This window comes from Tessaracoccus bendigoensis DSM 12906, assembly GCF_900141915.1.
GTDB classification, from domain to species: Bacteria; Actinomycetota; Actinomycetes; order Propionibacteriales; family Propionibacteriaceae; genus Arachnia; species Arachnia bendigoensis.
In genome coordinates, this window is the sequence record NZ_FQZG01000030.1 from 1 (window position 1) to 22275 (window position 22275).

General features: G+C 66.2%; 25 protein-coding genes. 9 read left to right on the plus strand and 16 right to left on the minus strand.

Annotated elements, in window-relative coordinates; all coding sequences use genetic code 11:
• Positions 1-166 precede the first annotated feature (166 nt).
• Positions 167-529, plus strand: coding sequence for a YidH family protein (locus tag BUC15_RS09320; protein WP_073187444.1), 363 nt, complete (start codon positions 167-169; stop codon positions 527-529).
• Positions 526-864 (plus strand): DUF202 domain-containing protein, encoded by a 339-nt coding sequence (locus BUC15_RS09325; RefSeq protein ID WP_073187447.1) that lies wholly within the window; start codon positions 526-528, stop codon positions 862-864. The genes BUC15_RS09320 and BUC15_RS09325 overlap by 4 nt, the downstream gene beginning before the upstream one ends.
• A 75-nt stretch (positions 865-939) precedes the next feature.
• Here the strand turns inward: BUC15_RS09325 and BUC15_RS09330 are convergent, their stop codons facing one another.
• Entirely contained in the window at positions 940-3435 is a 2496-nt protein-coding gene (locus BUC15_RS09330) for an ATP-dependent Clp protease ATP-binding subunit (protein WP_073187449.1), read from the minus strand.
• 119 nt (positions 3436-3554) lie between these two features.
• Positions 3555-3875, minus strand: coding sequence for a histone-like nucleoid-structuring protein Lsr2 (locus BUC15_RS09335; RefSeq protein WP_073187451.1), 321 nt, complete (start codon positions 3873-3875; stop codon positions 3555-3557).
• 144 nt (positions 3876-4019) lie between these two features.
• Between BUC15_RS09335 and BUC15_RS09340 the strand changes: the two genes are divergently transcribed.
• Positions 4020-5063, plus strand: coding sequence for an NADH-quinone oxidoreductase subunit D-related protein (locus BUC15_RS09340; protein WP_175558286.1), 1044 nt, complete (start codon positions 4020-4022; stop codon positions 5061-5063).
• Between the two features lie 14 nt (positions 5064-5077).
• Here the strand turns inward: BUC15_RS09340 and BUC15_RS09345 are convergent, their stop codons facing one another.
• The 11 genes from BUC15_RS09345 to dacB all read right to left on the minus strand — a co-directional run bounded on the left by BUC15_RS09345 (position 5078) and on the right by dacB (position 14673).
• The gene (locus tag BUC15_RS09345; RefSeq protein WP_139280184.1) at positions 5078-5686 is read right to left on the minus strand and encodes a hypothetical protein; all 609 of its coding nucleotides are present in this window, start codon (positions 5684-5686) and stop codon (positions 5078-5080) included.
• Positions 5687-5767: 81 nt separating this feature from the next.
• The gene (locus BUC15_RS09350) at positions 5768-6253 is read right to left on the minus strand and encodes a DUF3180 domain-containing protein (RefSeq protein WP_073187457.1); all 486 of its coding nucleotides are present in this window, start codon (positions 6251-6253) and stop codon (positions 5768-5770) included.
• On the minus strand, positions 6250-6810 hold the full coding sequence (gene folK, locus BUC15_RS09355) for a 2-amino-4-hydroxy-6-hydroxymethyldihydropteridine diphosphokinase (protein ID WP_073187459.1): 561 nt from the start codon (positions 6808-6810) through the stop codon (positions 6250-6252). Before folK ends, BUC15_RS09350 begins: the two co-directional genes overlap by 4 nt.
• Complete coding sequence (folB, locus tag BUC15_RS09360; protein ID WP_217652185.1) at positions 6803-7204, minus strand: dihydroneopterin aldolase; 402 nt, start codon at positions 7202-7204, stop codon at positions 6803-6805. The genes folK and folB overlap by 8 nt, the downstream gene beginning before the upstream one ends.
• Positions 7194-8009: a dihydropteroate synthase gene (gene folP, locus BUC15_RS09365; protein ID WP_139280186.1), complete on the minus strand. Its 816-nt coding sequence runs from the start codon at positions 8007-8009 to the stop codon at positions 7194-7196. The genes folB and folP overlap by 11 nt, the downstream gene beginning before the upstream one ends.
• Before the next feature lie 15 nt (positions 8010-8024).
• Complete coding sequence (gene folE, locus BUC15_RS09370; protein WP_073187520.1) at positions 8025-8591, minus strand: GTP cyclohydrolase I FolE; 567 nt, start codon at positions 8589-8591, stop codon at positions 8025-8027.
• A complete protein-coding gene (gene ftsH, locus BUC15_RS09375) occupies positions 8591-10627 on the minus strand; it encodes an ATP-dependent zinc metalloprotease FtsH (protein WP_073187462.1) in 2037 nt (678 codons plus the stop codon). Before ftsH ends, folE begins: the two co-directional genes overlap by 1 nt.
• Positions 10628-10766: 139 nt before the next feature.
• Positions 10767-11321 carry a hypoxanthine phosphoribosyltransferase gene (gene hpt / locus BUC15_RS09380; protein WP_073187464.1) on the minus strand — a complete coding sequence of 185 codons (555 nt, stop codon included), beginning with the start codon at positions 11319-11321 and terminating at the stop codon, positions 10767-10769.
• 10 nt (positions 11322-11331) lie between these two features.
• Positions 11332-12294 carry a tRNA lysidine(34) synthetase TilS gene (gene tilS, locus BUC15_RS09385; protein ID WP_073187467.1) on the minus strand — a complete coding sequence of 321 codons (963 nt, stop codon included), beginning with the start codon at positions 12292-12294 and terminating at the stop codon, positions 11332-11334.
• The gene (locus tag BUC15_RS09390; RefSeq protein WP_073187469.1) at positions 12287-13267 is read right to left on the minus strand and encodes a zinc-dependent metalloprotease; all 981 of its coding nucleotides are present in this window, start codon (positions 13265-13267) and stop codon (positions 12287-12289) included. Before BUC15_RS09390 ends, tilS begins: the two co-directional genes overlap by 8 nt.
• Entirely contained in the window at positions 13255-14673 is a 1419-nt protein-coding gene (gene dacB / locus BUC15_RS09395; protein WP_175558287.1) for a D-alanyl-D-alanine carboxypeptidase/D-alanyl-D-alanine endopeptidase, read from the minus strand. The genes BUC15_RS09390 and dacB overlap by 13 nt, the downstream gene beginning before the upstream one ends.
• Before the next feature lie 107 nt (positions 14674-14780).
• On the opposite strand from dacB, the gene BUC15_RS19465 reads away from it, so the two are divergent.
• The gene (locus tag BUC15_RS19465) at positions 14781-15320 is read left to right on the plus strand and encodes an inorganic diphosphatase (protein ID WP_073187523.1); all 540 of its coding nucleotides are present in this window, start codon (positions 14781-14783) and stop codon (positions 15318-15320) included.
• Positions 15321-15379: 59 nt separating this feature from the next.
• Here BUC15_RS19465 and BUC15_RS09405 read toward each other — a convergent pair whose 3' ends face one another.
• A complete protein-coding gene (locus BUC15_RS09405; RefSeq protein ID WP_139280185.1) occupies positions 15380-15730 on the minus strand; it encodes a FluC/FEX family fluoride channel in 351 nt (116 codons plus the stop codon).
• 89 nt (positions 15731-15819) lie between these two features.
• Here BUC15_RS09405 and BUC15_RS09410 point away from each other — a divergent pair, with 89 nt between their 5' ends.
• From BUC15_RS09410 to BUC15_RS09430, 5 genes are all read left to right on the plus strand, one after another.
• Positions 15820-16824 (plus strand): TRM11 family SAM-dependent methyltransferase, encoded by a 1005-nt coding sequence (locus BUC15_RS09410; RefSeq protein WP_073187473.1) that lies wholly within the window; start codon positions 15820-15822, stop codon positions 16822-16824.
• Positions 16825-16878: 54 nt separating this feature from the next.
• Positions 16879-17373 (plus strand): SixA phosphatase family protein, encoded by a 495-nt coding sequence (locus BUC15_RS09415; RefSeq protein WP_073187477.1) that lies wholly within the window; start codon positions 16879-16881, stop codon positions 17371-17373.
• A 99-nt stretch (positions 17374-17472) separates the two neighbouring features.
• Positions 17473-18801: an ammonium transporter gene (locus BUC15_RS09420; RefSeq protein WP_073187479.1), complete on the plus strand. Its 1329-nt coding sequence runs from the start codon at positions 17473-17475 to the stop codon at positions 18799-18801.
• The gene (locus BUC15_RS09425) at positions 18798-19136 is read left to right on the plus strand and encodes a P-II family nitrogen regulator (protein ID WP_073187482.1); all 339 of its coding nucleotides are present in this window, start codon (positions 18798-18800) and stop codon (positions 19134-19136) included. Before BUC15_RS09420 ends, BUC15_RS09425 begins: the two co-directional genes overlap by 4 nt.
• A gap of 129 nt (positions 19137-19265) precedes the next feature.
• Positions 19266-19760 carry a GyrI-like domain-containing protein gene (locus BUC15_RS09430; RefSeq protein WP_084189481.1) on the plus strand — a complete coding sequence of 165 codons (495 nt, stop codon included), beginning with the start codon at positions 19266-19268 and terminating at the stop codon, positions 19758-19760.
• Here BUC15_RS09430 and BUC15_RS09435 read toward each other — a convergent pair whose 3' ends face one another.
• Positions 19761-20834, minus strand: coding sequence for a winged helix DNA-binding domain-containing protein (locus BUC15_RS09435; protein ID WP_073187484.1), 1074 nt, complete (start codon positions 20832-20834; stop codon positions 19761-19763).
• Between the two features lie 30 nt (positions 20835-20864).
• Complete coding sequence (locus BUC15_RS09440; RefSeq protein WP_245787936.1) at positions 20865-22241, minus strand: flavin monoamine oxidase family protein; 1377 nt, start codon at positions 22239-22241, stop codon at positions 20865-20867.
• Positions 22242-22275 lie beyond the last annotated feature (34 nt).

Here is a 22275-nt window from a genome sequence, read left to right on the forward strand (position 1 = left end):
TCCGGACGCGTCACCAGCACTATCGCTCGACACCAACCGTATTCCGTTGGTAACGAGCCCTACCCCTGGTAACCACCAACCAACGCTGGTAACGAGCCGCCTCCCCTGGTGACGGCGGCATCCCGATCGGCGCCTCCGACCCCGAGGCACCGGTAGGCTAACGACCATGGCGAGGCAGCGTTTCCCCAGATTCGTCTACGGAACCGGCTCCGAACCCGATCCGCGGTTCACCATGGCCAACGAACGCACCTTCCTGTCCTGGATCCGCACCTCGCTGGCGTTGCTCGCCGGCGGCGTCGCACTCGAGGTGCTCGGTCTCGGCCTGAACGACGCCCTACGCATGGCCGCTTCCCTGATTCTGATGCTCACCGCCGTCGCCGCGGCACCGTTGGCCTACTACGGCTGGGCACGCAACGAACGTGCGCTTCGCAACAACACCGCCCTGCCATCGTCCCCTCTCGGGATACCGATCACCGTAAGCGTGTCCGTCAGCGCCGTGCTCGTCGCCCTGGCGTTCCTGATGCGATGAGCGGCGCTCCGTTCGACCCGGGGCTGCAACCAGAGCGCACGAGGCTCGCGTGGCAACGCACCGCACTCTCGATCTCCATCGGCGCCCTGGCCTTCTCCCGGATCGAAGCCGACGCCCTCGGCCCATGGAGTTGGGTTTGCGCCGTGGTCGGGGCGGTAGCCGGAATCGTGATCGGGTACTGGTCCCGGGCCCGCTACAACTACACACACCGCACGCTGAAGGCCGGTTCGGCGAAACTCGCGGACGGGCTGCTCCCGCTCGTGGTAGCGCTCGTGGTGTTCGGTGCTGGGATCGTCGCCGTCATGGCCGCACTTGCTGGCAACGCCGCCACCTGAACAGCAGCGAACCACCGCAACGCGAAGGAGCGACCCACCCTCACGGGTGGGCCGCTCCTCACAACACGACCTGTCTTACTCTGTGCCGGCCGCCTGCTCAAGGACCGCGTCGTCGACCTTTGCCACCCCGGTGAACCGGAAGGGCAACTCCGAGCCCGGCTCAGCGACGTCGACCTGGACGATCTGCCCGGCAGACAATTCCCCGAACAGGATCTTCTCGGCCAGGATGTCCTCGACGTCGCGCTGAAGGGCGCGGCGCAGAGGCCGGGCTCCCAACACCGGATCGAACCCACGCTTGGCGATGAGCGTCTTGGCTGCGGGCGTGAGCTCGATGCCCATGTCCTTGTCCTTCAGCCGCTGTTCGATCTGCGCGACCATGAGGTCGACGATCTTCTCGATGTCCTCAGGCGTGAGCTGATGGAACACGACGACCTCGTCCACGCGGTTCAGGAACTCGGGACGGAAGTGCTGCTTCAGCTCGTCCGAGACCTTCGCCTTCATCTTCTCGTAGCTCGACTCCGAATCCCCGGCCTTGGCAAAGCCCAGGTTCACGGACTTCGAAATGTCACGGGTACCGAGGTTTGTGGTCATCACGATGACCGTGTTCTTGAAGTCGACGACCCGCCCTTGGGCGTCGGTCAGGCGACCTTCGTCCAGGATCTGGAGCAGCGAGTTGAAGATGTCAGGGTGCGCCTTCTCGATCTCATCAAACAGGACCACCGAGAACGGCTTGCGGCGCACCTTTTCGGTGAGCTGGCCACCCTCCTCATAACCGACGTATCCCGGAGGCGATCCGAACATCCGGGACGCGGTGTGCTTCTCGGAGTATTCGCTCATGTCGAGCGTGATCAAGGCGCTCTCGTCACCGAACAGGAACTCGGTGAGCGCCTTGGTCAGCTCGGTCTTCCCGACCCCCGATGGGCCCGCAAAGATGAACGACCCACTTGGCCGCTTCGGATCCTTCAGTCCTGCACGGGTACGGCGGATCGAGCGGGACAACGCCTTGACGGCATCTGCCTGCCCGATGTAGCGCTTGCCGAGTTCCTGCTCCATGCGGAGCAACCGCTGCGACTCTTCCTCGGTGAGTTTGAACACCGGAATGCCCGTTGAACCGGAGAGCACAACCGCGATCTCCTCTTCACCCACCACGGCCGGAATATCGGAGTCGCCCTGCTTCCAGGCCTCTTCCCTCTCGGCCCGCTGCGCGCGAAGCTTCTGCTCCTCGTCACGCAGCCGCGCCGCTCGCTCGAAGTCCTGGGCATCGATCGCCGCGTCCTTCTCCAGCTTGTTCGCGGCGATCGCCTCGTCGAACTCGCGTAGATCGGGCGGAGCGGTCATCCGTTGGATCCTGAGCCGCGCGCCCGCTTCGTCGATCAGGTCGATAGCCTTGTCGGGCAGGAAACGATCCTGGATGTAGCGGTCGGCCATGGTCGCCGCAGCCACCAGCGCCTCGTCGGTGATGGTGATGCGGTGGTGAGCCTCGTAGCGGTCTCGGAGCCCCTTCAGGATGTCGACGGTGAGCGCGACGGACGGCTCGGCCACCTGAATCGGCTGGAAGCGTCGCTCAAGGGCGGCGTCCTTCTCGATGTGCTTGCGGTACTCGTCGAGCGTCGTCGCGCCGATGGTCTGAAGCTCACCGCGCGCCAGCATTGGCTTGAGGATGCTGGCGGCGTCGATGGCGCCTTCGGCGGCACCCGCACCCACCAGGGTATGGATCTCGTCGATGAACAACATGATGTCGCCGCGCGTCTTGATCTCCTTGAGGACCTTCTTCAGGCGCTCCTCGAAGTCGCCACGGTAACGCGAGCCGGCCACGAGCGCCCCGAGATCCAGTGTGTAGATCTGCTTGTCGCGCAGGGTCTCCGGCACATCACCACGGACGATGGCCTGCGAGAGGCCCTCGACGACTGCGGTCTTTCCCACACCAGGCTCCCCGATCAGCACGGGGTTGTTCTTGGTGCGGCGGCTGAGCACGGTCATCACGCGCTCAATCTCCTTGGTGCGACCGATGACGGGATCCAGCTGGTTGTCGCGCGCCGCCTGCGTCAGGTTGCGCCCGAACTGGTCGAGGATCTGCGAACTCCCCTTCTCGGGGCCTGCTTCGGGTGCGCCGGACATGGTGGCCTCGCGGCCCTGGTAGCCAGTGATCAGTTGAAGCACGGTGCTGCGAACCCGGCCGAGGTCGGCGCCGAGCTTGATCAGCACCTGAGCCGCCACACCTTCGCCCTCGCGAATGAGACCGAGCAGGATGTGCTCGGTACCGATGTAGTTGTGGTTCATCTGCAGCGCCTCGCGCAACGAAAGTTCGAGGACCTTCTTCGCCCGGGGCGTGAACGGGATGTGTCCCGTCGGAACCTGCTGCCCCTGGCCGATGATCTCCTCGACCTGTTGACGCACGGCCTCCAACTCGATACCGAGTGACTCCAGTGCCTTGGCTGCGACGCCCTCACCCTCGTGGATGAGGCCAAGCAGGATGTGCTCGGTGCCGATGAAGTTGTGGTTGAGCAGCTTCGCCTCGTCCTGAGCCAGGACGATCACGCGCCGCGCGCGGTCGGTGAACCGTTCGAACATAAAAGCTTCCCTCCTGCTGCCTGACGTGTGGACGCGTCCGGCAGATGCATCTCCAAGCTTACTAACGCTCGACGGAGATCCAACGATCCGGGGTTCACCCCCCGCGAACGTGAGTCGTCTCAGTGAGCGGCTTCGTAGGCTGCCAGCACGTCTGCCGGGATGCGGCCCCGGTCGGAAACCTCGTACCCGTTGTCCCTTGCCCAGATGCGGATCTCTGCGGTCCCGCTCCGTCGCCCCTTGGGCGCCGAACCGCGACCCCTCTGCGGCTTTACCTTCTCGCCGTTCTCAATATAGGGCCTGAGCACCTCCTCCAGCCTGGCCGCGTTGTCGTCACTCAGATCGATTGTGTACGCCGTGCCGGAGAGCGCGAACTCAACGGTCTGGGTGGCATCGGACCCGTCTAGGTCATCCTTCAGAAATACTCTGATCTCACGTGCCATGATTTCCTCCTCTTGTCTCATATATGGTTACTCAATGAACCCTACAAGCCAGGTTGGTTCAGACACAAGGGAAGAACACATATGCACAACTTCCGACGGTTTTCGATAGGCGAACTTCCAAGCAGCGGGAGCCAATCGATCTCGTTGGGCCATCGCCATCCGACGAGTACCGGAATCGTCACAGTCGATGTCGCATTCGACGACGACGGCGTGATACGGAACGCCGATGTCACGAACGGCTACGGGCATCGTGGGGCGGAGAAGCTGTTCGAGGTGCGCGACTACAGGTCGATGATCATGCTCGCCGATCGCCACGACTGGCAAGCGGCCGCGAGCGGAGAATTGAGCCTTACCCTTACCGCAGAAAGCGCCATGCGCCTCACCCCCACCCCCCGGGCCTCGATGCTTCGCACGATCCTTGCCGAACTGGCCCGAGTACACAGTCATCTCGCGTTCCTGAGCTATCTCGCAGACGGTGAGGTCACACCGCGACTATGGCACGTGGTCGACGACATCCGGAATCGGGTGCTGGCATGGGCAGGCAACCGCGTCCATCCGATGCTGAACCGCATCGGAGGGCTGGCCAGCGATGTGCCGGACGGCTGGCTGGGGTCCCTCGAAGACCCCCTTGACGATGCTGCGAGGGTGTCGGCGGACCTGCGGGCCTGCCTGGCGCGTGAGACCCGCTTCCGCGGGCTGGCGGTCCTCGATCGGGAGAGGTGCCTCGGGTACGGGCTCTCCGGACCGGTAGGCAGGGCTGCCGGCCTGGACCTGGACCGCAGGGCCACCGGATACCTGGCCTACGCAGAGCTCTTCCGCCCCGCCGAGGTGCGCTTGGCAGGCGATGCACAGGCACGCTTCGAGGTTCTGATCGACGAGGTGGGCACATCCATCGACATGATCCGGATGGCCTGCTCACTGGTCCCCGCTGGCGAGGTCTCAACGCGCCTCTCGCGTCGACTCAAGGTCCCCGAGGGGGAGCACACCGTCGACATCGAGGCGCCCTGGGGGATCGCCTCATGCCTGATGGTCTCCCGCGGAGGGTCGACCCCTTGGAGGGTCGCGCTACGCACGCCTTCCCTGTCCAACCTCTCGGCCCTCGGGGTCGCGCTCACGGGCACAACGGAAGAACGCATCCCCGATGTGGTAGCCAGCCTCGGCTACACCATCGGGGATGCGGACAAGTAGATGCGTGTGGGGCCTCAGGCCTGCAGCCTGAGATCCGCGACCTCGTCAAGGTTCAGCTTCGAGAGGTTGACAAGGGTGGGATGCTCATCGTCACCCCAGATATCGTCGATGCTCGGCGAGACGGCAGTGCGTGGGAGCGGCACGATGTTCGCGGTGTCTTCGGACTCAAGCGCGCCGATCCGGGCCTCCAATGCCTCGACGCGCGCCTGCCGCTCGGCGACTTCAGCGCGCAGCCAAGCGGCGTTGCCGCGCATCGAACTCAGCTCGGACTTGGCTGAGGCCAGCTGACCCCGCAGCTTGGCGATCACGGCCTGCAGGTTCTCGGCCCGGGCGTTGAAACGGCTGATCATGGCGACCGACTCGTCATGGAATCGTTCCGCCTGCTCCGAGCGCAGGTCAATCTCGTGCTTGAGCTCACCGGCGTGCCGGACGCGCTCAGCGCCCAACTCCCGCCAGGCGACATACACTGCGGCGAAGGCCATGACGATGGCCACGACCACCCCCGCGCGTACCAGCCACACTCCCCCGATCATCGACGCCAGGGACACCACGGTGCCGACCGCAAGGATTGTGAGAGCGAGAGTGCGTTCCGAAGACTTTTGAGCAGCGCGACGACCAGGCATGCGGTCAGTATAGGCCGTGCCAGACCGTCAAACCCGAAGCGACCCGGCGTGTCGCCCGCCCGGGCAATGTCGCGGTAGTAGTCAGACAGGCTCGGCCGAGGCCGGATGGTCTTCGTCGTCCTTGTCCTTGATCACGCACGCCCGTTCGAGCAGGATCCCCGCCCCCGAAAGCAGAAGCGCCGCCACGATGGTGACGCCGCCCTGTACGACCCTCTGGGACGGCAGCGGCGCGTCGAAGAGCTGAAGGTACCGCATCACATAGACGGTGTGAGCGCCTGCCAGCACCGCACCCGTCATCACCATCGCCTTGCCCACCCCCAGGGCGGCGAACGATTCCTGCGGGGACGCCCGATGCTGTTCGCGTCGACGCGGAAGTACCCGACCGTAGATGGCGACCAGCACGGCCAGCACCACCAGCGTGATGGGCACCGACCATGGGACGACAGGTGGATAGCTGCCCACCGCCTCAACCACCAGGAGCATCAGCCAGCACACCACCGCACCAGCCAGGACAGAGATGACCGCCTGCCGTGCCGTCGTCAGGCCGAGCTTTCGACCCCCGCTCAAAACCCTGTGCTTGCGTCGATCACGATGTCGTCCCTTCGGAGGACACCCGAGACGTCGACATCATCGATCAACTCGGCGATCGGGCCGTGCCCGGCAATCTCACCGTTGGGGTCGATATCCAACCAGGGCACGAGGACGAAGGCGCGCTCGTGGGCGCGCGGATGTGGCAGTTCGATATCGTCTTCGGAGATGCGCTTCCCGACCATGATTACATCGATATCGAGCGTGCGTGGACCGTGGCGCAGTTCGCGGGTCCGGCCGAAGTTCTCCTCGATGGCCGCGGCCCGGTCGAGAATGGTGAGCGGTTCCAAGGTGCTCTCCGCCACAACAACCAGGTTGAGGAAGTCATCCTGCTCAAGCACACCGACCGGCTTCGTCTGATACACGGGGGAGACATCCACAATCATGAGGTCGGGCGTCTCTGCCAGGTATTCGACCGCCTCCTGCAGGATGGCTGCGGAATCGCCCATGTTTGATCCGAGACTCAACACCACTTTGGAGATTGGGCGCAGGTTCCCCAAGGTGTCGACATCGATATCGAATGGACCATTAGACATGTCTACTCCTGCTGATCGTTACGGAAACGTCTGAGAAATCCTGGGTGAGGGGCGCCTGAGGTTTGTGCACCGTGACGCTCACGTGCTCGACCCTCCCGTGCGCCATGCAACGAGCCGCGATGTCGCCTGCGACCGTCTCGATCAGATCGCGCGGCTCACCGGTGATGACAGCCTCAACCTCGCGGGCGATATCGGCATAGCTGACCGTCCGGCTCAGATCATCACTGGCGGTGTCGAGTTCCAAAGACAGCTCGACATCGACCACAAAGGGTTGACCATTACGGCGCTCATGCTCGAAGACGCCGTGGTGGCCGGTCGCGCGGAGACCGGTGAGGTTGATGCGGTCGATGGGTACTCTCCTTGTCGAGGGGCTCGCTCCGACTCTAGCGCACACCGCGGACCGACCCGCCGGGCGGGGTGGCGCCCGAGAGCAGTTTCAGGGCGACGGCGATCGCGTCGGCCTGGCCCTCCACGTCGTGCGTCCTGACCCCCCACACTCCATGCAGCGCGGACCAGAACGACAATGCCGCCGTGGCGCCGTCCCTTCCGTGCGGTTCGCGCCCGCCCAACAGATGCCCGAGGAACGCCTTTCGTGAAGCACCCACCAGCACCCGATGGCCGAGTTCCTGGAACCGGTCGAGGTTACGCAGCACCTGCCAGTTGTGCGCGGCCGTCTTGGAGAAGCCGATTCCCGGATCGAGGATGATCCGGAACGGGTCGACCCCTGCGGCGACCGCTGCGTCCCTCTGGGAGATCAGTTCTGAGACCACCTCTTCGACGACGTCTTCATACGCCGCGAGTGCCTGCATGTCGGCCGCGTGCCCTCGCCAGTGCATCAGTACATAGTCGACATCGCTTCCGGCCACCACCGAGAACATCTCCGGGTCCGCCAGCCCGCCGGACACGTCGTTGATGATCCTGGCTCCCGCACCTACCGCGGCCCCCGCCACCGCGGCCCGCGTGGTGTCGACCGAGACCGTCACCCCTTCGCCGCTCAGCGCCGCCACAACCGGAATCACCCGCCTGGCCTCTTCCTCCGCCGTGACGCGGGTAGCTCCCGGCCGGGTCGACTCGCCGCCGACGTCGATGATCGTCGCCCCTTGTGCGAGCATCTCCCTGGCGTGTGCCAAGGCCCGCGAGCCGCTGAGGAAGCGCCCCCCGTCGGAGAAGGAGTCGGGGGTCACGTTGAGGATGCCCATCACCTGGGTCACGCGTCACCTCCCGAGGATGAGGCTCATGGCCTCCGCCCGCGTCGCCGGGTCACGCAGCAACCCGCGAACCGCCGAGGTGACAGTTCGGCTGCCCGGCTTACGCACGCCCCGCATGGTCATGCACGTGTGCTCGGCCTCGATCACGACGATCACCCCGCGAGCCTGCAGCTGGCCGACGACGGCTTCGGCGATCTGGGTGGTCAGCCGCTCCTGGACCTGGAGCCGACGTCCATACATCTCGACGAGCCGGGCCAGCTTGGAAAGCCCTGTCACCCGGCCGACGGCCGACGGGATGTAGCCGACATGGGCCACCCCGGTGAACGGGAGCATGTGATGCTCACACATGCTGACCAGTTCGATGTCCTTGACCAGAACCAGTTCCTCATGGTCGATGTCGAAGGTGGTGCCGAGGATCTCCTCCACATCGGCGTCGTAGCCGGCACCGAGTTCGAGCCACGCCTTGGCCACCCGCGAAGGTGTGTCACGCAGGCCCTCGCGGTCCGGATCCTCACCGATGGCGGCGAGCAGTTCACGCACGGCCGCGCTCGCACGCGCCAGATCGACAGCCATCAGCGGTTCTGCGGCGTCGACGGCGGATTCCACGGCTGCGGCGGGGCCCACGGCGAGCGGTCCGGCTCGACCGGCCCGGCCTCGACCGACCCCGAAGCGTCATGTGCTGGGAGCGCCTGCGGTGTCTGATCGGCCGACTGCGGGATCTGAACCGGCGGCAGGTCGGACGGAATCCTGAGATCGGAACCGGTCCAGGCCGGGCGCTTCTCCCTGCGACGGAGCGCCTTGAACACCTCAGCAACCTCCTGCTTGTTGAGGGTCTCCCGCTTGAAAAGCTGCCGCACGAGTTCGTCGAGCACGTCCCGGTTCTCCATCAGGACGTCGAAGGCCTCCTGATGGGCCGTGTGGATCAGGTCCGCGACCTCCTCATCGATGACGGCGGCCATCGACTCCGAGTACTCCTGGGTCGAGTCGGTGCCCCGCATGCCCATGAACGGCTCGGAGTCGCCCCCGCCGAGCTTCACTGCACCGACGCGCTCACTCATGCCGTACTGCGTCACCATCGCCCTTGCCACCTTGGTCGCCTTCTCGATGTCGTTGGCAGCGCCGGTCGTCGGGTCGTGGAACACCATCTCCTCGGCTGCACGCCCACCCATCATGTAGGCCATCTGGTCGAGCAGTTCGCCGCGGGTCTGCGAATACTTGTCCGCGTCCGGCATCACCATCGTGTACCCCAGGGCTCGGCCACGCGGCAGAATGGTGACCTTCTGCACCGGATCGTTGCCCGGCATCGCGGCGGCCACCAGCGCGTGGCCACCTTCGTGGTACGCGGTGATCAGGCGCTCATGGTCGTTCATCAGTCGGGTGCGCTTCTGCGGCCCGGCGATGACGCGGTCGATCGCCTCGTCTAGTTGCGGCTGGCGGATCATCTCCTCATTCATGCGGGCCGCCAGCAACGCCGCCTCGTTCAGGACGTTGGCCAGGTCGGCTCCCGAGAAGCCAGGCGTGCGTCGGGCGATCGCCACCAGGTCGACATCGCTGGAGAGCGGCTTGCCCTTGGCGTGCACCTTGAGGATGTGCGCGCGACCCTCGGCGTCCGGCGCCTCCACACCGATCTGCCTGTCGAAGCGGCCAGGGCGCAGCAAGGCAGGGTCGAGCACGTCGAGACGGTTGGTGGCCGCGATCAGGATCACCCCGCCGCGCACGTCGAAACCGTCCATCTCGACAAGCAGTTGGTTCAAGGTCTGTTCACGCTCGTCGTGACCGCCGCCCATGCCCGCACCTCGATGCCTACCGACGGCGTCGATCTCGTCGATGAAGATGATGGCCGGAGCGTTCTCCTTCGCCTGCTGGAACAGGTCCCGGACGCGGGAGGCGCCGACACCGACGAACATCTCCACAAAGTCCGATCCGGAGATCGAGAAGAACGGCACCCCGGCCTCGCCTGCTACTGCACGTGCCAGCAGGGTCTTGCCTGTTCCGGGGGGGCCGTAGAGCAGGACGCCCTTGGGAATCTTGGCTCCGAGCTTCTGGAACTTGGCTGGCTCGGCGAGGAACTCCTTGATCTCCTCCAACTCCTCGACGGCTTCGTCGGCGCCGGCGACGTCCTTGAAGGTGGTCTTCGGGGTGTCCTTTGAGACGAGCTTGGCCTTCGACTTCCCGAAGGAGAGCGGACCGTTCGCGCCACCTCCCGACATCGACCGCATGATCCAGAAGAAGAGCACGATTAGCAGCAGGAAGGGCAGCCCGGTGTAGAGCAACGTCGTCCAGATGCTCGCGGTGGGATTGGTTGAGGTCCATTCCTCGAGCGTGCCTGCGCTCTTGCGCTGCTGGACGAGCTGAGTCAGTTCGTCGATCTGGTTTCCGGCCCATGCGGACTGGGTTTTCTTCCCGTCCGCGTCGACGATCTGGATCTGCTGCTCGCCGTCGATGAGCGTGACTTCCTTTAGTTTCGCCTCGCCTTGGAGCAACTCGATCGTCTCGGACGTGGGAACGGTCTGAAAGCCGGCCATGGAGCTGAGCAGCTGCATGCCGAGAATCAGGAACGCCACGCTGAGGACGACCCAGGTCAGGGGGCTCTTGAAGAACTTCTGCAAAACAGTCCGATCTCGATTCTTGCTGCATGTTCAGCGCACCGAAACCTTACCAGCGTGGGCAACAGGCTCACCTCAGCTCCCAGACCCGTGGGGCGGCAGTACACGCCCTGCGGCACATCGATTGCCCGGGGTCGCCGACTCAGCTGCTGTAGACGTGTCGGGCGAGGGTGGCCACATCACGCAGGTTCCGGTACCGGCCGGCGAAGTCGAGACCGTAGCCGACCACGAATTCGTTGGGGATCTCGAACCCGACGTACTTGACGGGGACCTCCATCTGGGCCGCGTCGGGTTTGCGGAACATCGTCATGATCTCGAGGCTGGCGGGCCCACGGGACGCCAGGTTGCTCATCAGGTACGACAGGGTCAGGCCGGTGTCGATGATGTCTTCCACGACGATGACGTCGCGCCCCTCGAGATCCGCATTCAGGTCTTTCAGGATCCGTACCACCCCACTCGACTGGGTGCCCGCACCGTAGGAGGAGACCGCCATCCAGTCCATCTCCACATGGCTGCGCATCGCACGCTGCAGGTCGCTCATGACCATCACCGCGCCATTGAGGACCCCGACGAGCAGGATGTCGCGCCCTGCGTAGTCTTCGTCTATCTGGTGTGCGACTTCGTCGATGCGTGCCTGAATCTGGTCTGCGGTGAACAGCACCCGCTCGAGGTCCTGCGATACGTCATTAGCATCCACGGGATTGAGCTTAGCCTGTACCGACGCCGGACGCCGAGGTGTCTGGCCCGACGACCGGACCGAAGACGAGGCGCCCGTCGACCCGGGCCACCGCACCCCCCGGCACAGAGACGTGGCCCTGCCCGTGCCAGGCGCAGACGAGCCGGTCGACGGCGAACACGTGGCCCTGCCCGGGTGAGGTGCCATGGTCGACGAGCCAGCGATGCAGCACCCGCCACCGGATCGCGTTGGGCAAAGCGCCCAGTTCGGCGCAACTCGGCTCCTCCCCCGCCAGATGTGTCTCGGCCAACGCATCCAATGCGTCAGCGTCGGCCCGCGCCAGGATCGCGCTGCGCGCCAAGGCGGGGGCGACGTCGCGTCCGAGGGATCGTTTCAGCTCATCCAAGAGTTGTCTGGCCCTGACCCGCGCGAAGGCACTCTGGTCGTTCATCGGGTCCTGCCACCAGGTGATCCCCCAGGCGCGACAGGCGGCCTCGGTGTGCGCGCGTCGGAGCCCCAGTAGCGGCCGGATGAACTGACCACGAACACTCGCCATCCCCGCCAAGGACCTTGTGCCAGAGCCCCGCAGCAGTCCGAGTAACACCGTCTCCGCCTGGTCGTCCAAGGTGTGGCCTAGCAGCACGGGGAGCCCGGGCGCCGACAATGCTTCGAGCCGCGCCGTCCGGGCCGCGGCCTCGACGCCCTCGCCAGAGGGTCGGACCTCCACCCGCACGATCTCTGCATCGATCCCATGCCCCGCCAGACGGCCCGCGGCCTCTCCGGCCACGACGGCCGACCCCGGCTGGAGCCCGTGGTCGACGATGACCACCCTGGCGTGTGCACCGGTGCGCCCGGTCGCCCACTGGGCCCCGAGCGCAAGCGCCGTCGAGTCGGCTCCCCCGGAACAGCCGATCACGAGATCGCCCGACGGAAGCGCCGAGGCGACCGCCTGCGCCACAAGCAGTGAGTCCGCGGCCAGCGCCCGCTTAGCCATGGACCCGTTCGACCCATGCGCGGGGGTCGGCGATCTCAGTGGGGGTTGGCAGGTTCGTCGGCTCAGCAAAGGCGGCCGACAGCGCCCTTCGGCCCCGGTAGGACGACACCTTCCGACAGAACGTCAACCCGTCGCGGTATTGAGCGTCCTTGTCGAAGGCCCGCGAGAGCCTCCCGAGCCCGGAGGGACCGGGGGCCCGGGTGAACGCCCGGCGCAGCAGGTCGACCGAAGGGATGTGTGGCCGCCCCACGGTGTCGGCGGTGTGGTCTGCGTGGCCTTCGAGGAAGGTCATGGCGGCGGTGAGCTCGGCCAGCGCGTCGCCGGCCTGTCCAGACGCGAACAGTGAGGAGATGTCACCGGTACGAGCCCATCCGGCGAAACCCTGGACGCTCGAGCCTTCGTCGTTGAGGATGAGTTCCACGCGACGGCTCAGCCATCCGTCTAGCCAGGGCGCCGCCCGGAACTGCAACGCATGGGTCTGCTCGTGAAGAGCGACCCAGAGCCGGAAGTCATCTGCCACGAAGCCGTGATGGCGTTCCTGTGCGAGGATGCTGGGCGCGACCAGATAGAGGGTGTCGGAGCCGGTGTAGGCGTCGTACTGGCCGAGGAGTCGCCTGGCCGCCACGCGGAGGCCGACGCCGACCAGGAGCCCGTTCCCCGTGGCCCGGATGCGCCTGATCGGCCCATCCGGCGCCGGTTCGAGATTGAGGCGGCTGGTGACGGCGCCGACCATGGTGCTGACTGCTCGCCCCCACCCGGCCCAGTCGACGACCCTGACGTCGGCGGCGCCTACCGAGTCGATTCCGAGGTGAGCGGCCACGAGTCGGCCCGCGCGCCGGGCAGTGCCGCGCAGGTCCGCGACCAGCCGCCGCAGCTCGGGCTGCCCGATCTGCGGCAGATCCGACGTTCCGACCGTTGAGACGCGCAGCGCCAACGGCCAGTCGATGTCAGGGGCCTCCATCAGCATCCGCATGCGGTGACGACACCGGTGGCCTGGTCGGTCCAGACCTTCGCGGCCCAGCCGTCCGGGGGGCCGTTGATGATGAAGGCGAACGTCACGAGTCGCCCGTCAGAGGTGAGGGTCGTTCCGGCCAGCGTGGAGACCATGGACAAGGTGCCGGTCTTCGCGCGGGCGACCCCGCGCGCCGGGCGGGACAGGTCGTCGGTGAACCGGTCGGCCAGGGTGCCGGTGACTCCGGCGGTCGGTAGCCCGTCGAGGAGGACCGAGAGCTGCGGCTCGGTGTCCAGCAGCCGCATCGCCTCGGCGAGCATGTTCGCGGTGATCCGGTTGCTCCGCGACAATCCAGAGGCGTCGTGGAGGACGGTTCCTTCGTCCCACAGATCAAGCGCCCGGAGTTGCTGCTCGATGGCCGTCACGCTCCCTGCGAAGGTGGTCGGCTCCCCTAGATGCTTTGCGAGTTGGAGCCCGAGGATCTCGGTGAACGAGTTGTTGGACCGGTTCATGGCCGTCTCCACCAGCACGTGCAGGGGAAGCGATTCGACCCTGGCGACCTCGGGTCCGTCACCGGTTGCGGCGACCGGTTCACCCACGACCGTTATCCCCTGCTCGGCGAGCTGAGCCGCAAAGATCTTGGCAGCGTCCAACGCGGGCGTCCGGCTGCGGCCGCCGGCAGCCAGTTTGCCTTCGTCAACCCACAACGCCGAGAGCTGCGTCACCTGGTCGCGGTAGTTGGAGGGCCAGGTCTCGTTCCAGCCCGGTTCCGCGAAGTAGCTGGAGTCGAAGCCAAGGGTGACGCTGCTCTGCCCCTCCGCTTTCAACGCCTCGGCGGTCGCCGTCGCCAGTTGCCGGGTCGTCGGTGGCTGCGGGTAGGCGCCCTCTGCCGCCGGGACGGACAGCAGCAACGGGTCCCCGCCACCGACAAGGACCACCTGCCCAGCCGTAGGTTGGACGACGCGGGTCGCGAACGTCTCCGACCCGGAGAAGGCGTTCAGCACGGCCACCGCCGTCAGTGTCTTGGTGTTGGACGCGGGGATCAAGGGGGTGTTCGGCGACTGCGAGGCGACGACCTCACCGGTGCTCGCGTCGATGACCTCGTACGAGATGGCGCCGAGGCCGGTGAGCTTGGAGGTATCGAGCGACTTCAACTTCGCTTCGAGCACGTCCCTGCTGGGCAATGCGCCCTGCGCGGGCAGTTCCACCTCCGAGATCAGGCCCGTGCCTGCTGCCTCTACGCCGGTTGGGGTGGGGTCGGGCAGGTCGAACAGGGTCGACGGCGCGGTCGTCGGCGCCCCTTCCCGAGTCAGGCCGAGCGCCTCCGCGACGTCGCGATGGGCGATGGCAAGCAGAGACCCACCGCTCAGGAGGACAGCGGCCAGCACACCGGCGACAATCCACTCAACGGTTCTGCGAGTCTTCACAAGTCCCTCCAACGCGGTATCCTGCAATCGTCATTCCCCGCCAGCGACCGGTGGGCGACCACCACAATCATAGGAGTGCCGCAGTGAGCGAAGAGGCGCCAGTTGGCCTGACCCCGATCGACCCAGGCCGCCGCATCCTGTTCGACGTGACGGTCGAGATCCCCAAGGGCACCAAGAACAAGTACGAGATGGACCACAACACGGGGCGGATCCGCCTTGACCGCACCCTGTTCACCTCGACGCAGTACCCCTACGACTACGGGTTCGTCGAAGGCACCCTCGGCCAGGACGGCGACCCGCTCGACGCGATGGTGATCGGCAACGATCCGACCTTCCCGGGCTGCCTGATCGAGTGCTACGCCGTGGCCATGTTCCGCATGACGGACGAGATGGGCGGCGACGACAAGGTGCTGTGTGTCGCGACGGCCGACACCCGCCGACACCACATCACGGACCTTGCGAGCGTCCCCGAGTACATGCTGCTCGAGATCGAGCACTTCTTCTCCGTCTACAAGGACCTCGAGCCGGGCAAATCTGTGGAAGGCGCCACTTGGACCGGACGCGCAGACGCCGAGGATGAGGTTGCGGACTCGTTCGAGCGGGCCAAGGGCACCCCCTACGAGCACCACCACGTGAATCTGGCCTGACCCTTCCGAAGCACGACAAGCGGCGCCCCACCGATCTCCCCGGTGGGGCGCCGCTCTTGTCAGTCCTCGACGCGGCGCAGCTTCATCCCTCCCAGGTGCCCAAGGCCCACGAAGATGGCGCCGACGAAGGTCTCGATGAACGCGATCAGGATGTCGGCTGGTACGACGCCCTGCCAAAGGGACACCCAGGAGGTGAAGGCGCCGAGCGCACCGAAGAAGAGGAACAGCCTCGCTGTGGAGGCGTACGGCCCCATCAGCCCAGAGGCGACCCCGATCAGGAAACAGCCGATGGCGTTGACCGCGCCCAGCGCGACGACCTCGTCCCCGATCCGGTGGAGCAGGCCGAACCTCAACGCGGCACCCAGCACCCCGCCAACCACAACCGCAGACAGCCTCATCCAGAATTTCATCGCCCCTAGGAAACCACTCGGCGCCGGGAACCCCAAGTTCCGCTCAGAGTGGGGCAGCCGACGCCGTCACGATGTGGGAAACTTGCCAGATGCCCCGCTACCTCATGTTGCGCACGCCGTCCGCCAACCGCGTCTATGCGGGCGAGGCCGGGCCGCTGTCGGCAGCCGAACTGCAGATCACAGTTCCGATGGCACAGGGCGTCGAGGATGTCGAGATCGGCGGCGTCGGATATCTCGCCTTCGAATCGGCGGACAGCGGCGGTACCCTGCTTGAGTTCGTCGCCCGTCAATCGGCCTGCTTCGCACTGTTCGAGGAAGAAGGGGAACTGCTGCGTCCCGTCCGGTTGCCGCAGGCCTATGTGCTGGACGATGATCTGGTCACCATCCCGAAGTACCAGGGAAAGACCAACGAGCAGTTCACACAGCTACTGCTCGGTGTGACTCTCGCAGCGGTCACCCGCGAGCCGACGGGCCCCCGTCAGGTGCTCGATCCGCTCGCCGGTCGCGGCACCACCCTCTCGACGGCGCTGATGCTGGGCCACGACGCCTACGGTGTGGAGGGCGACGACAAGTCCTTCGAGCAGCTCGCTTCCTTCTACAAGACTTACCTCCGGCGCAAACGCCTCAAGCACACAGCCGACGTGCGGCCGGTGCGGCGCGACGGCAGGTCGGTAGGCAAGCGGTTCGACGCCGAGATCCACACCCTCGGCCCCACGCTCCACGTGACCGCCTTCACGGGAGACACGCGCCAGTCCGCCGACCTGTTCGGTAGGAAGAAGTTCGATGCGATCGTCACCGACGCCCCCTACGGGGTGGCCCACGGCGCCGTGACGGACGTGCGGGGCACTTCCGGCAGGCGTGACCGTTCCCCGGCCGGCCTGTTGCGTGAGGCGATCCCGGTGTGGGCGGGCCAGTTGATGCACGGCGGTGCGCTCGGCCTCTCCTGGAACACCCTCGGTCTTGCCCGCGAGAATCTGGCGTCGATGCTCACCGACTCGGGGTTGACGGTGTGCACCGACGGCCCCTGGGAGCGGTTCGCCCACCGCGTCGACTCGTCGATCCACCGCGACCTGATGGTCGCCGTGCGGCCCTGACCAACCGTCGTCGGGACCTGGCAGCCGGACGGGGACTCGAAGTAGGCTCAGCCCATGCGACGACTAGTCCTAATGCGCCACGCCAAGGCCCAGCACAGCAGCCCGGGAAGCGACCACGACCGACGGCTAGCGCCGAGAGGGATCCAGGATGCCCAGGAGGCCGGGATCGCCCTTCGGAGGCTCGGGATCGACGCTGCCCTGGTGTCGAGCGCGGCACGAACCAGGGAGACGTTTGAGGCGCTCGGGCTCGGCTTGCAGCCGATCATTCTGGACGACCTCTATTTCGGTGGCACCGACACCGCGGAAAAGTTGATCGCCGCCACGGATGAAGCCGTGACATCGCTCCTGGTGGTGGGGCACGCCCCCACCATCCCCGACCTCGCCGCAGAGCTGTTGCTGTCCGGGAACCCGCGGGAGGCCGACCGGGTCGGCTCATGGTTCCCGACGTCGGCCTACTCGAGGTTTACGATCGTCGGCCCCTGGGCAACGTTGTTCGGCACCGGGGGTGCCTCATACGAAGGCACGATGCGTCCGGCAACAAATCCGTAACACCACGGGCCGGGTTTGTTACCTGGGTCGCTCATTCGCTAACGCCATCGTTACCGGACGAGGCGATCGCCGAAATCTGGCGACTGTTGGATCAAACCCATGGAAATCCTCGAAATTGACACGGGCGACACCGCTTGGGTCCTGGTCAGCGCAGCGCTGGTCCTTTTGATGACCCCCGGTCTCGCGTTCTTCTACGGCGGCATGGTCCGCGCAAAGAGCGTCCTGAACATGCTGATGATGTCGGTCACCACCATGGGCATCATCGGTGTCCTATGGGTCGTCGTCGGCTACTCGATGGCCTTCGGTAACTCGATCGGCGGGATAATCGGCAACCCACTCGAGTTCGCGTTCCTGAACGGAATGATGGATCCCGAAAAGGCGACGTTCACCGTCCCGGCGTTGGTGTTCGCCGGATTCCAGGCCGCCTTCGCGATCATCGCGGTTGCGCTGATCTCCGGTGCCGTGGCCGACCGGATGAAGTTCTCGGCCTGGGCGGTCTTCGCGGCGGTGTGGGCCCTCCTGGTCTACTTCCCGGCGGCCCACTGGGTGTTCTCTTTCGACGGCGGCACCGCAGAGAAGGGCGGCTTCATCGCCAACACCATCCAGGCGATCGACTTCGCAGGCGGCACCGCCATCCACATCAACGCAGGGGCGGCGGCGCTTGCCCTCTGCATCGTGCTCGGTCCCCGCCTCGGTTTCGGCAAGGTTCCGATGCGGCCCCACAACCTGACGCTGGTCATGCTCGGCGCCGCCCTGCTGTGGTTCGGCTGGTTCGGCTTCAACGCCGGTTCGGCACTGGGCGCCAACGGCACCGCCGGTGTCGCCTGGATCAACACGCTCGCCGGTGCCGCGGCCGCGATGCTCGGCTGGCTCGTGGTCGAGCTGCTACGAGACGGCCACGCCACCAGCCTCGGTGCGGCATCGGGCATAGTCGCGGGCCTGGTCGGCATCACCCCGGCCGCCGCTTCGGTCAGCCCCCTCGGTGCATTGATCGTCGGTGTCTCGGCCGGTGTGCTGTGCGCCTTCGCGATCGGGCTGAAGAACCGGCTCGGCTACGACGACTCACTCGACGTCGTCGGCGTCCACTTGGTCGGCGGCCTCGTCGGCACCCTGATCATCGGCTTCATCGCCGACCCGTCTTCCCCCGCCGGAATAGCCGGGCTGTTCTACGGCGGCGGCGTCGACCAACTGTGGCGCCAGGTAGCCGGTGCTGTCGTCGTGATGGTGTACTCGTTCGTCGTCACCTTCATCATCGCGAAGATCCTGGACAAGACAATGGGGTTGCGCGTGGCGGATGCCGCTGAGACGCAGGGCATCGACACCGCCGAGCATGCCGAGACGGGCTACGACCTCAGCCACGTCGGCTACACCACCTACGGCGTCCGCCAGACGCTGATCGTTCCCGCCCGAGAGGATGTCGACGCATGAGGCTCGTAACCGCAATCGTTCAACCCACGATGATGACCCAGGTCCAGATCGCGCTCGCGCAGTACGGCATCGCGGGCATGACCGTCACCGAGTGTTCAGGCTACGCCAGGCAGAGGGGGCACAAGGAGGTCTATCGGGGCGCCGAGTTCACCATCGACTTCATCGCGAAGGCGAGGATCGAAGTCCTGGTCGAAGATGAGGACGCCGAGGGCGTCATCGCGGTGATCACCGAGGCTGCCCGCACCGGCGCCGTGGGAGACGGCAAGGTCTGGTCGATGCCGGTCGATGAGATCGTCAGGATCCGCACCGGGGAAAAGGGAGCGGCTGCAATCTGAGCCAGTCGATCGGGGCGTCGGGTGGGTGTCTCCACTCGACGCCTCGGTCGGCTGTCCAGCCCGGCGCGGCACCGGTTCAGTCGCCTCGCGCACCGGTTGAGCCGCCCGGCGGGCCGCTAACATGGCGACATGAACAGCCTCACGAACGGCACCGGCTCGTGGGCCGAGCCCGCCATCCTGGACGATGTCCCGCCGACCAGTACGGCTGTCGTCCGTCACGAGCGGGTGACCCTGAACGATCTCGGTGGCCTGTTCGACACGGCCTACCCGCGCGTAGCCGCTGCCGCCTCCGCCGTCGGCAACCCACCTGTCGGCCCGGCAGTCTCGCTATACGAGGGGGATCCGGCAGCCACGTTCTCGATCGAGATCGGCTTCCCAGTCGCCTCACCATTCACGGACAACGAGGGAGTGGTCGGCTCGACCCTCCCCGGTGGCCGCGTCGCCGTGCTGACGCACCTGGGCCCCTACGAGACGCTACCCTCGGCGTGGAACCGGCTGATGCAGTTTCTTGACGAGCGGGGCTTGCGCCCGGGCAGCCACTACGGAGAGGTCTACGTGACCGAGCCCACGCCGACGGCAGACCCCGCGACGATTAGAACCGACATCTTCGTGTGGCTCGAGTGACTAGTCGGTGACGAACGGGAACGTGGCGAACCGCCGCTCCAGGCGCCGGAGGTGACCCTCCGAGATCGAATCGAACGGCTCGACTTCCAGCCTACGGTCACCCGGCCTGCCGCCCCGGCTCCATGTGCCCAATACCCGTCCACCGATGACCACAGATCGCTTGAACACACCGTTGTTGCCCGGCACCAGCTTCGCCAGATGCGCGGACGGGGCCGCGAAACTCCGGTCGGCGTAACCCAGGATGTACTCATCAAATCCGGGCAACAGCAGCGGCTGAGCCGTCGCCCGCCCCAACGCCGCCACCTCGTCGAGCAGGCCCGGGCGCCAGTAACTGGCGTCGTCTGCCCCGTCTGATTCGAGCCCGTCGACGATCAACGGCAAGGCCTTGCGGATCTCCCCCAGCGTCAATTTGGTCCACCAGGCGAAGTCCCTGAGCGTGGCCGGACCGTGACTGGTGAGGTAGCGCAACAGCAGTTCGGCGACCGCCGGGATCCGTTCGCCTCCGAACCGATCCTCCAGGGTCGGGCTCGAACGCAGCCACTGCTCCCGCAGCGCCACGTCCTGCTCAGAGCCGTTCCAAGGCCCGTAGACGATCAGCCCCTCGGCGATCAGGCTGAAGAGCAGGTGGTATCCCCGACCACCCTGCGGAGCGAGTCCGCGCGCGTCCCAGCGCCCGAACAGTTCCGCTTTCGCCTTCGGACCCTCTTCGAGGAGAGACTGGGCCAGATCACCGGCATGAGAGAGTTGCGCGGCGTCGAGACCCAGGTGGTGACGCCTGGCTGCCGCTGCGCGAATCGCAGGGGCGACGCAGAGCTGTGTGATCCAGGTCACATCCGCCGCGGTCATCAGGAACACGGTGCCGCGCATCGGGTAGCCACGCACCAACCGCCCGCAGTCCAACTCCTCGAGCACGTCGGCGACCCTGCCAGACGAGCGCAGCGCCGCGGAGGCCAACACGCCCGGCAGATCCTGGCCCTGCATGGCGCCCGCAGCCCCGACGGCATCGGTAGGCGTGGGGAAACCTGCGCCTACCAATGCCTGCGCAACCAGGCGTGCACGCGTGAGGGCTACCATCCCGGCACCCTACCCCGGGTTCGACGAGATTCAGGCCAGTGCGCGCGCCACGGCCGCTGCGACCTCGCGGCCGGAGCGCACCGCCCCCTCCAGGTAGCCGTTGAAGCGGGTCGAGTACTCGGCCCCGGCCCAGTGAAGGACTCCCTCAGCCTCTGCGAGGATCGGCCCGTTGGTGGTCCAGACCCCGGGAGCGAAATGGGCCCCGTGGCACCCCCCGGTGAACTTCTCGTTCGACCAGTCACGTTCGATGTAGGCGACCGGTTTGGCAGCGGTCTCTCCGAAGGTCCGCACGACCGAATCGATGAATGAGCGTTCCCGGAGGGTGACGGAGCGGCGCGACAGCGATGCGGCGTCGGCGCCCTCGAAGAATCCCATGAGGTGGCCCCGGTTCGAGTTGTCTGCGGTGGTGTCGAAGGTGACGCGAACGGCCCCCTCGTCCGCGCTCGACTGGCCGGAGAAGCCCTTGTCACGCCAGAACGGCCGGTCGTAGATGAGGAAGGCCTTAATCACGTTGCCCGGCGCTACCTTCTCTGCGGCCTCCTTGCGCCACAGCGGCAACGGCGGCTCGTGTTCGAGTCTCATGGCCAGCCTTGGCGGCAGGGTCGAGATCAACTGGCGGGCCCGGATCGTCTCGCCGTCTGCGAGTGTGACCGTGGCCGACTTCTCGTCGTAGCCGACCTTGACGACCTCCGCGCCGAGGCGCACGGCGTCGCCAAGTCGGGCTGCCAGTGCATCCGTGACGGTGGCCATGCCACCCGCGACGCGCTTCTGGTGGAGGTCCCCGTTGCTTGCGAGCATCGACTCCAGGTCCGGCCCAGAGTTGACCTGGTGGAGACCTTCCAAGAGGGTGACGCCCTTCGGCATCGGGCCGAAAGCGGCGGCGTACACCTCCGCGAACCTGCGTTGCGCACCGTGCGTGCGGAGGTTCGTTGCTACCCAGCGGCGAAGGTCCTGACCCAGCCAGACGCCGTTCGACTTGCGCCAGGCGGGGTCGTCACGGAGCCGTTCGGCCAATCGCCTCAACCTGAGCAGCCCCTGCCCGAGATCAGAGACCTCGAAGGGGGTGAGGGCGGGGCCCTCGTCGGTGGTGGGGACCTCCAGGGCCTCCCCACGGAGCCGGACGACCAGGTTCCCCTTGGTCGGCAGCCCGATCATCTCAAGACCCAGGGAGTCGACGATTTCAGTCAGGGAGTCATACCCCGGCCCGATCCACTGGCCTCCCAGCTCAACGTAACCGCCGTCGCTCAGAACCCGGTTCTCGATGCGCCCCCCGACCCGGTCGCGACCTTCGAGCACGGTGACCTTCAGCCCCCGGTCGACGAGGTACTGAGCGGCAACGAGCCCAGCCAACCCGGCCCCGATGATGGCGCAGTCCAACACGAGTTCCTCCTTAAGCAGTGAATCCATGTTCCCCAGCAATGTGACGCCCACACTACAAGGG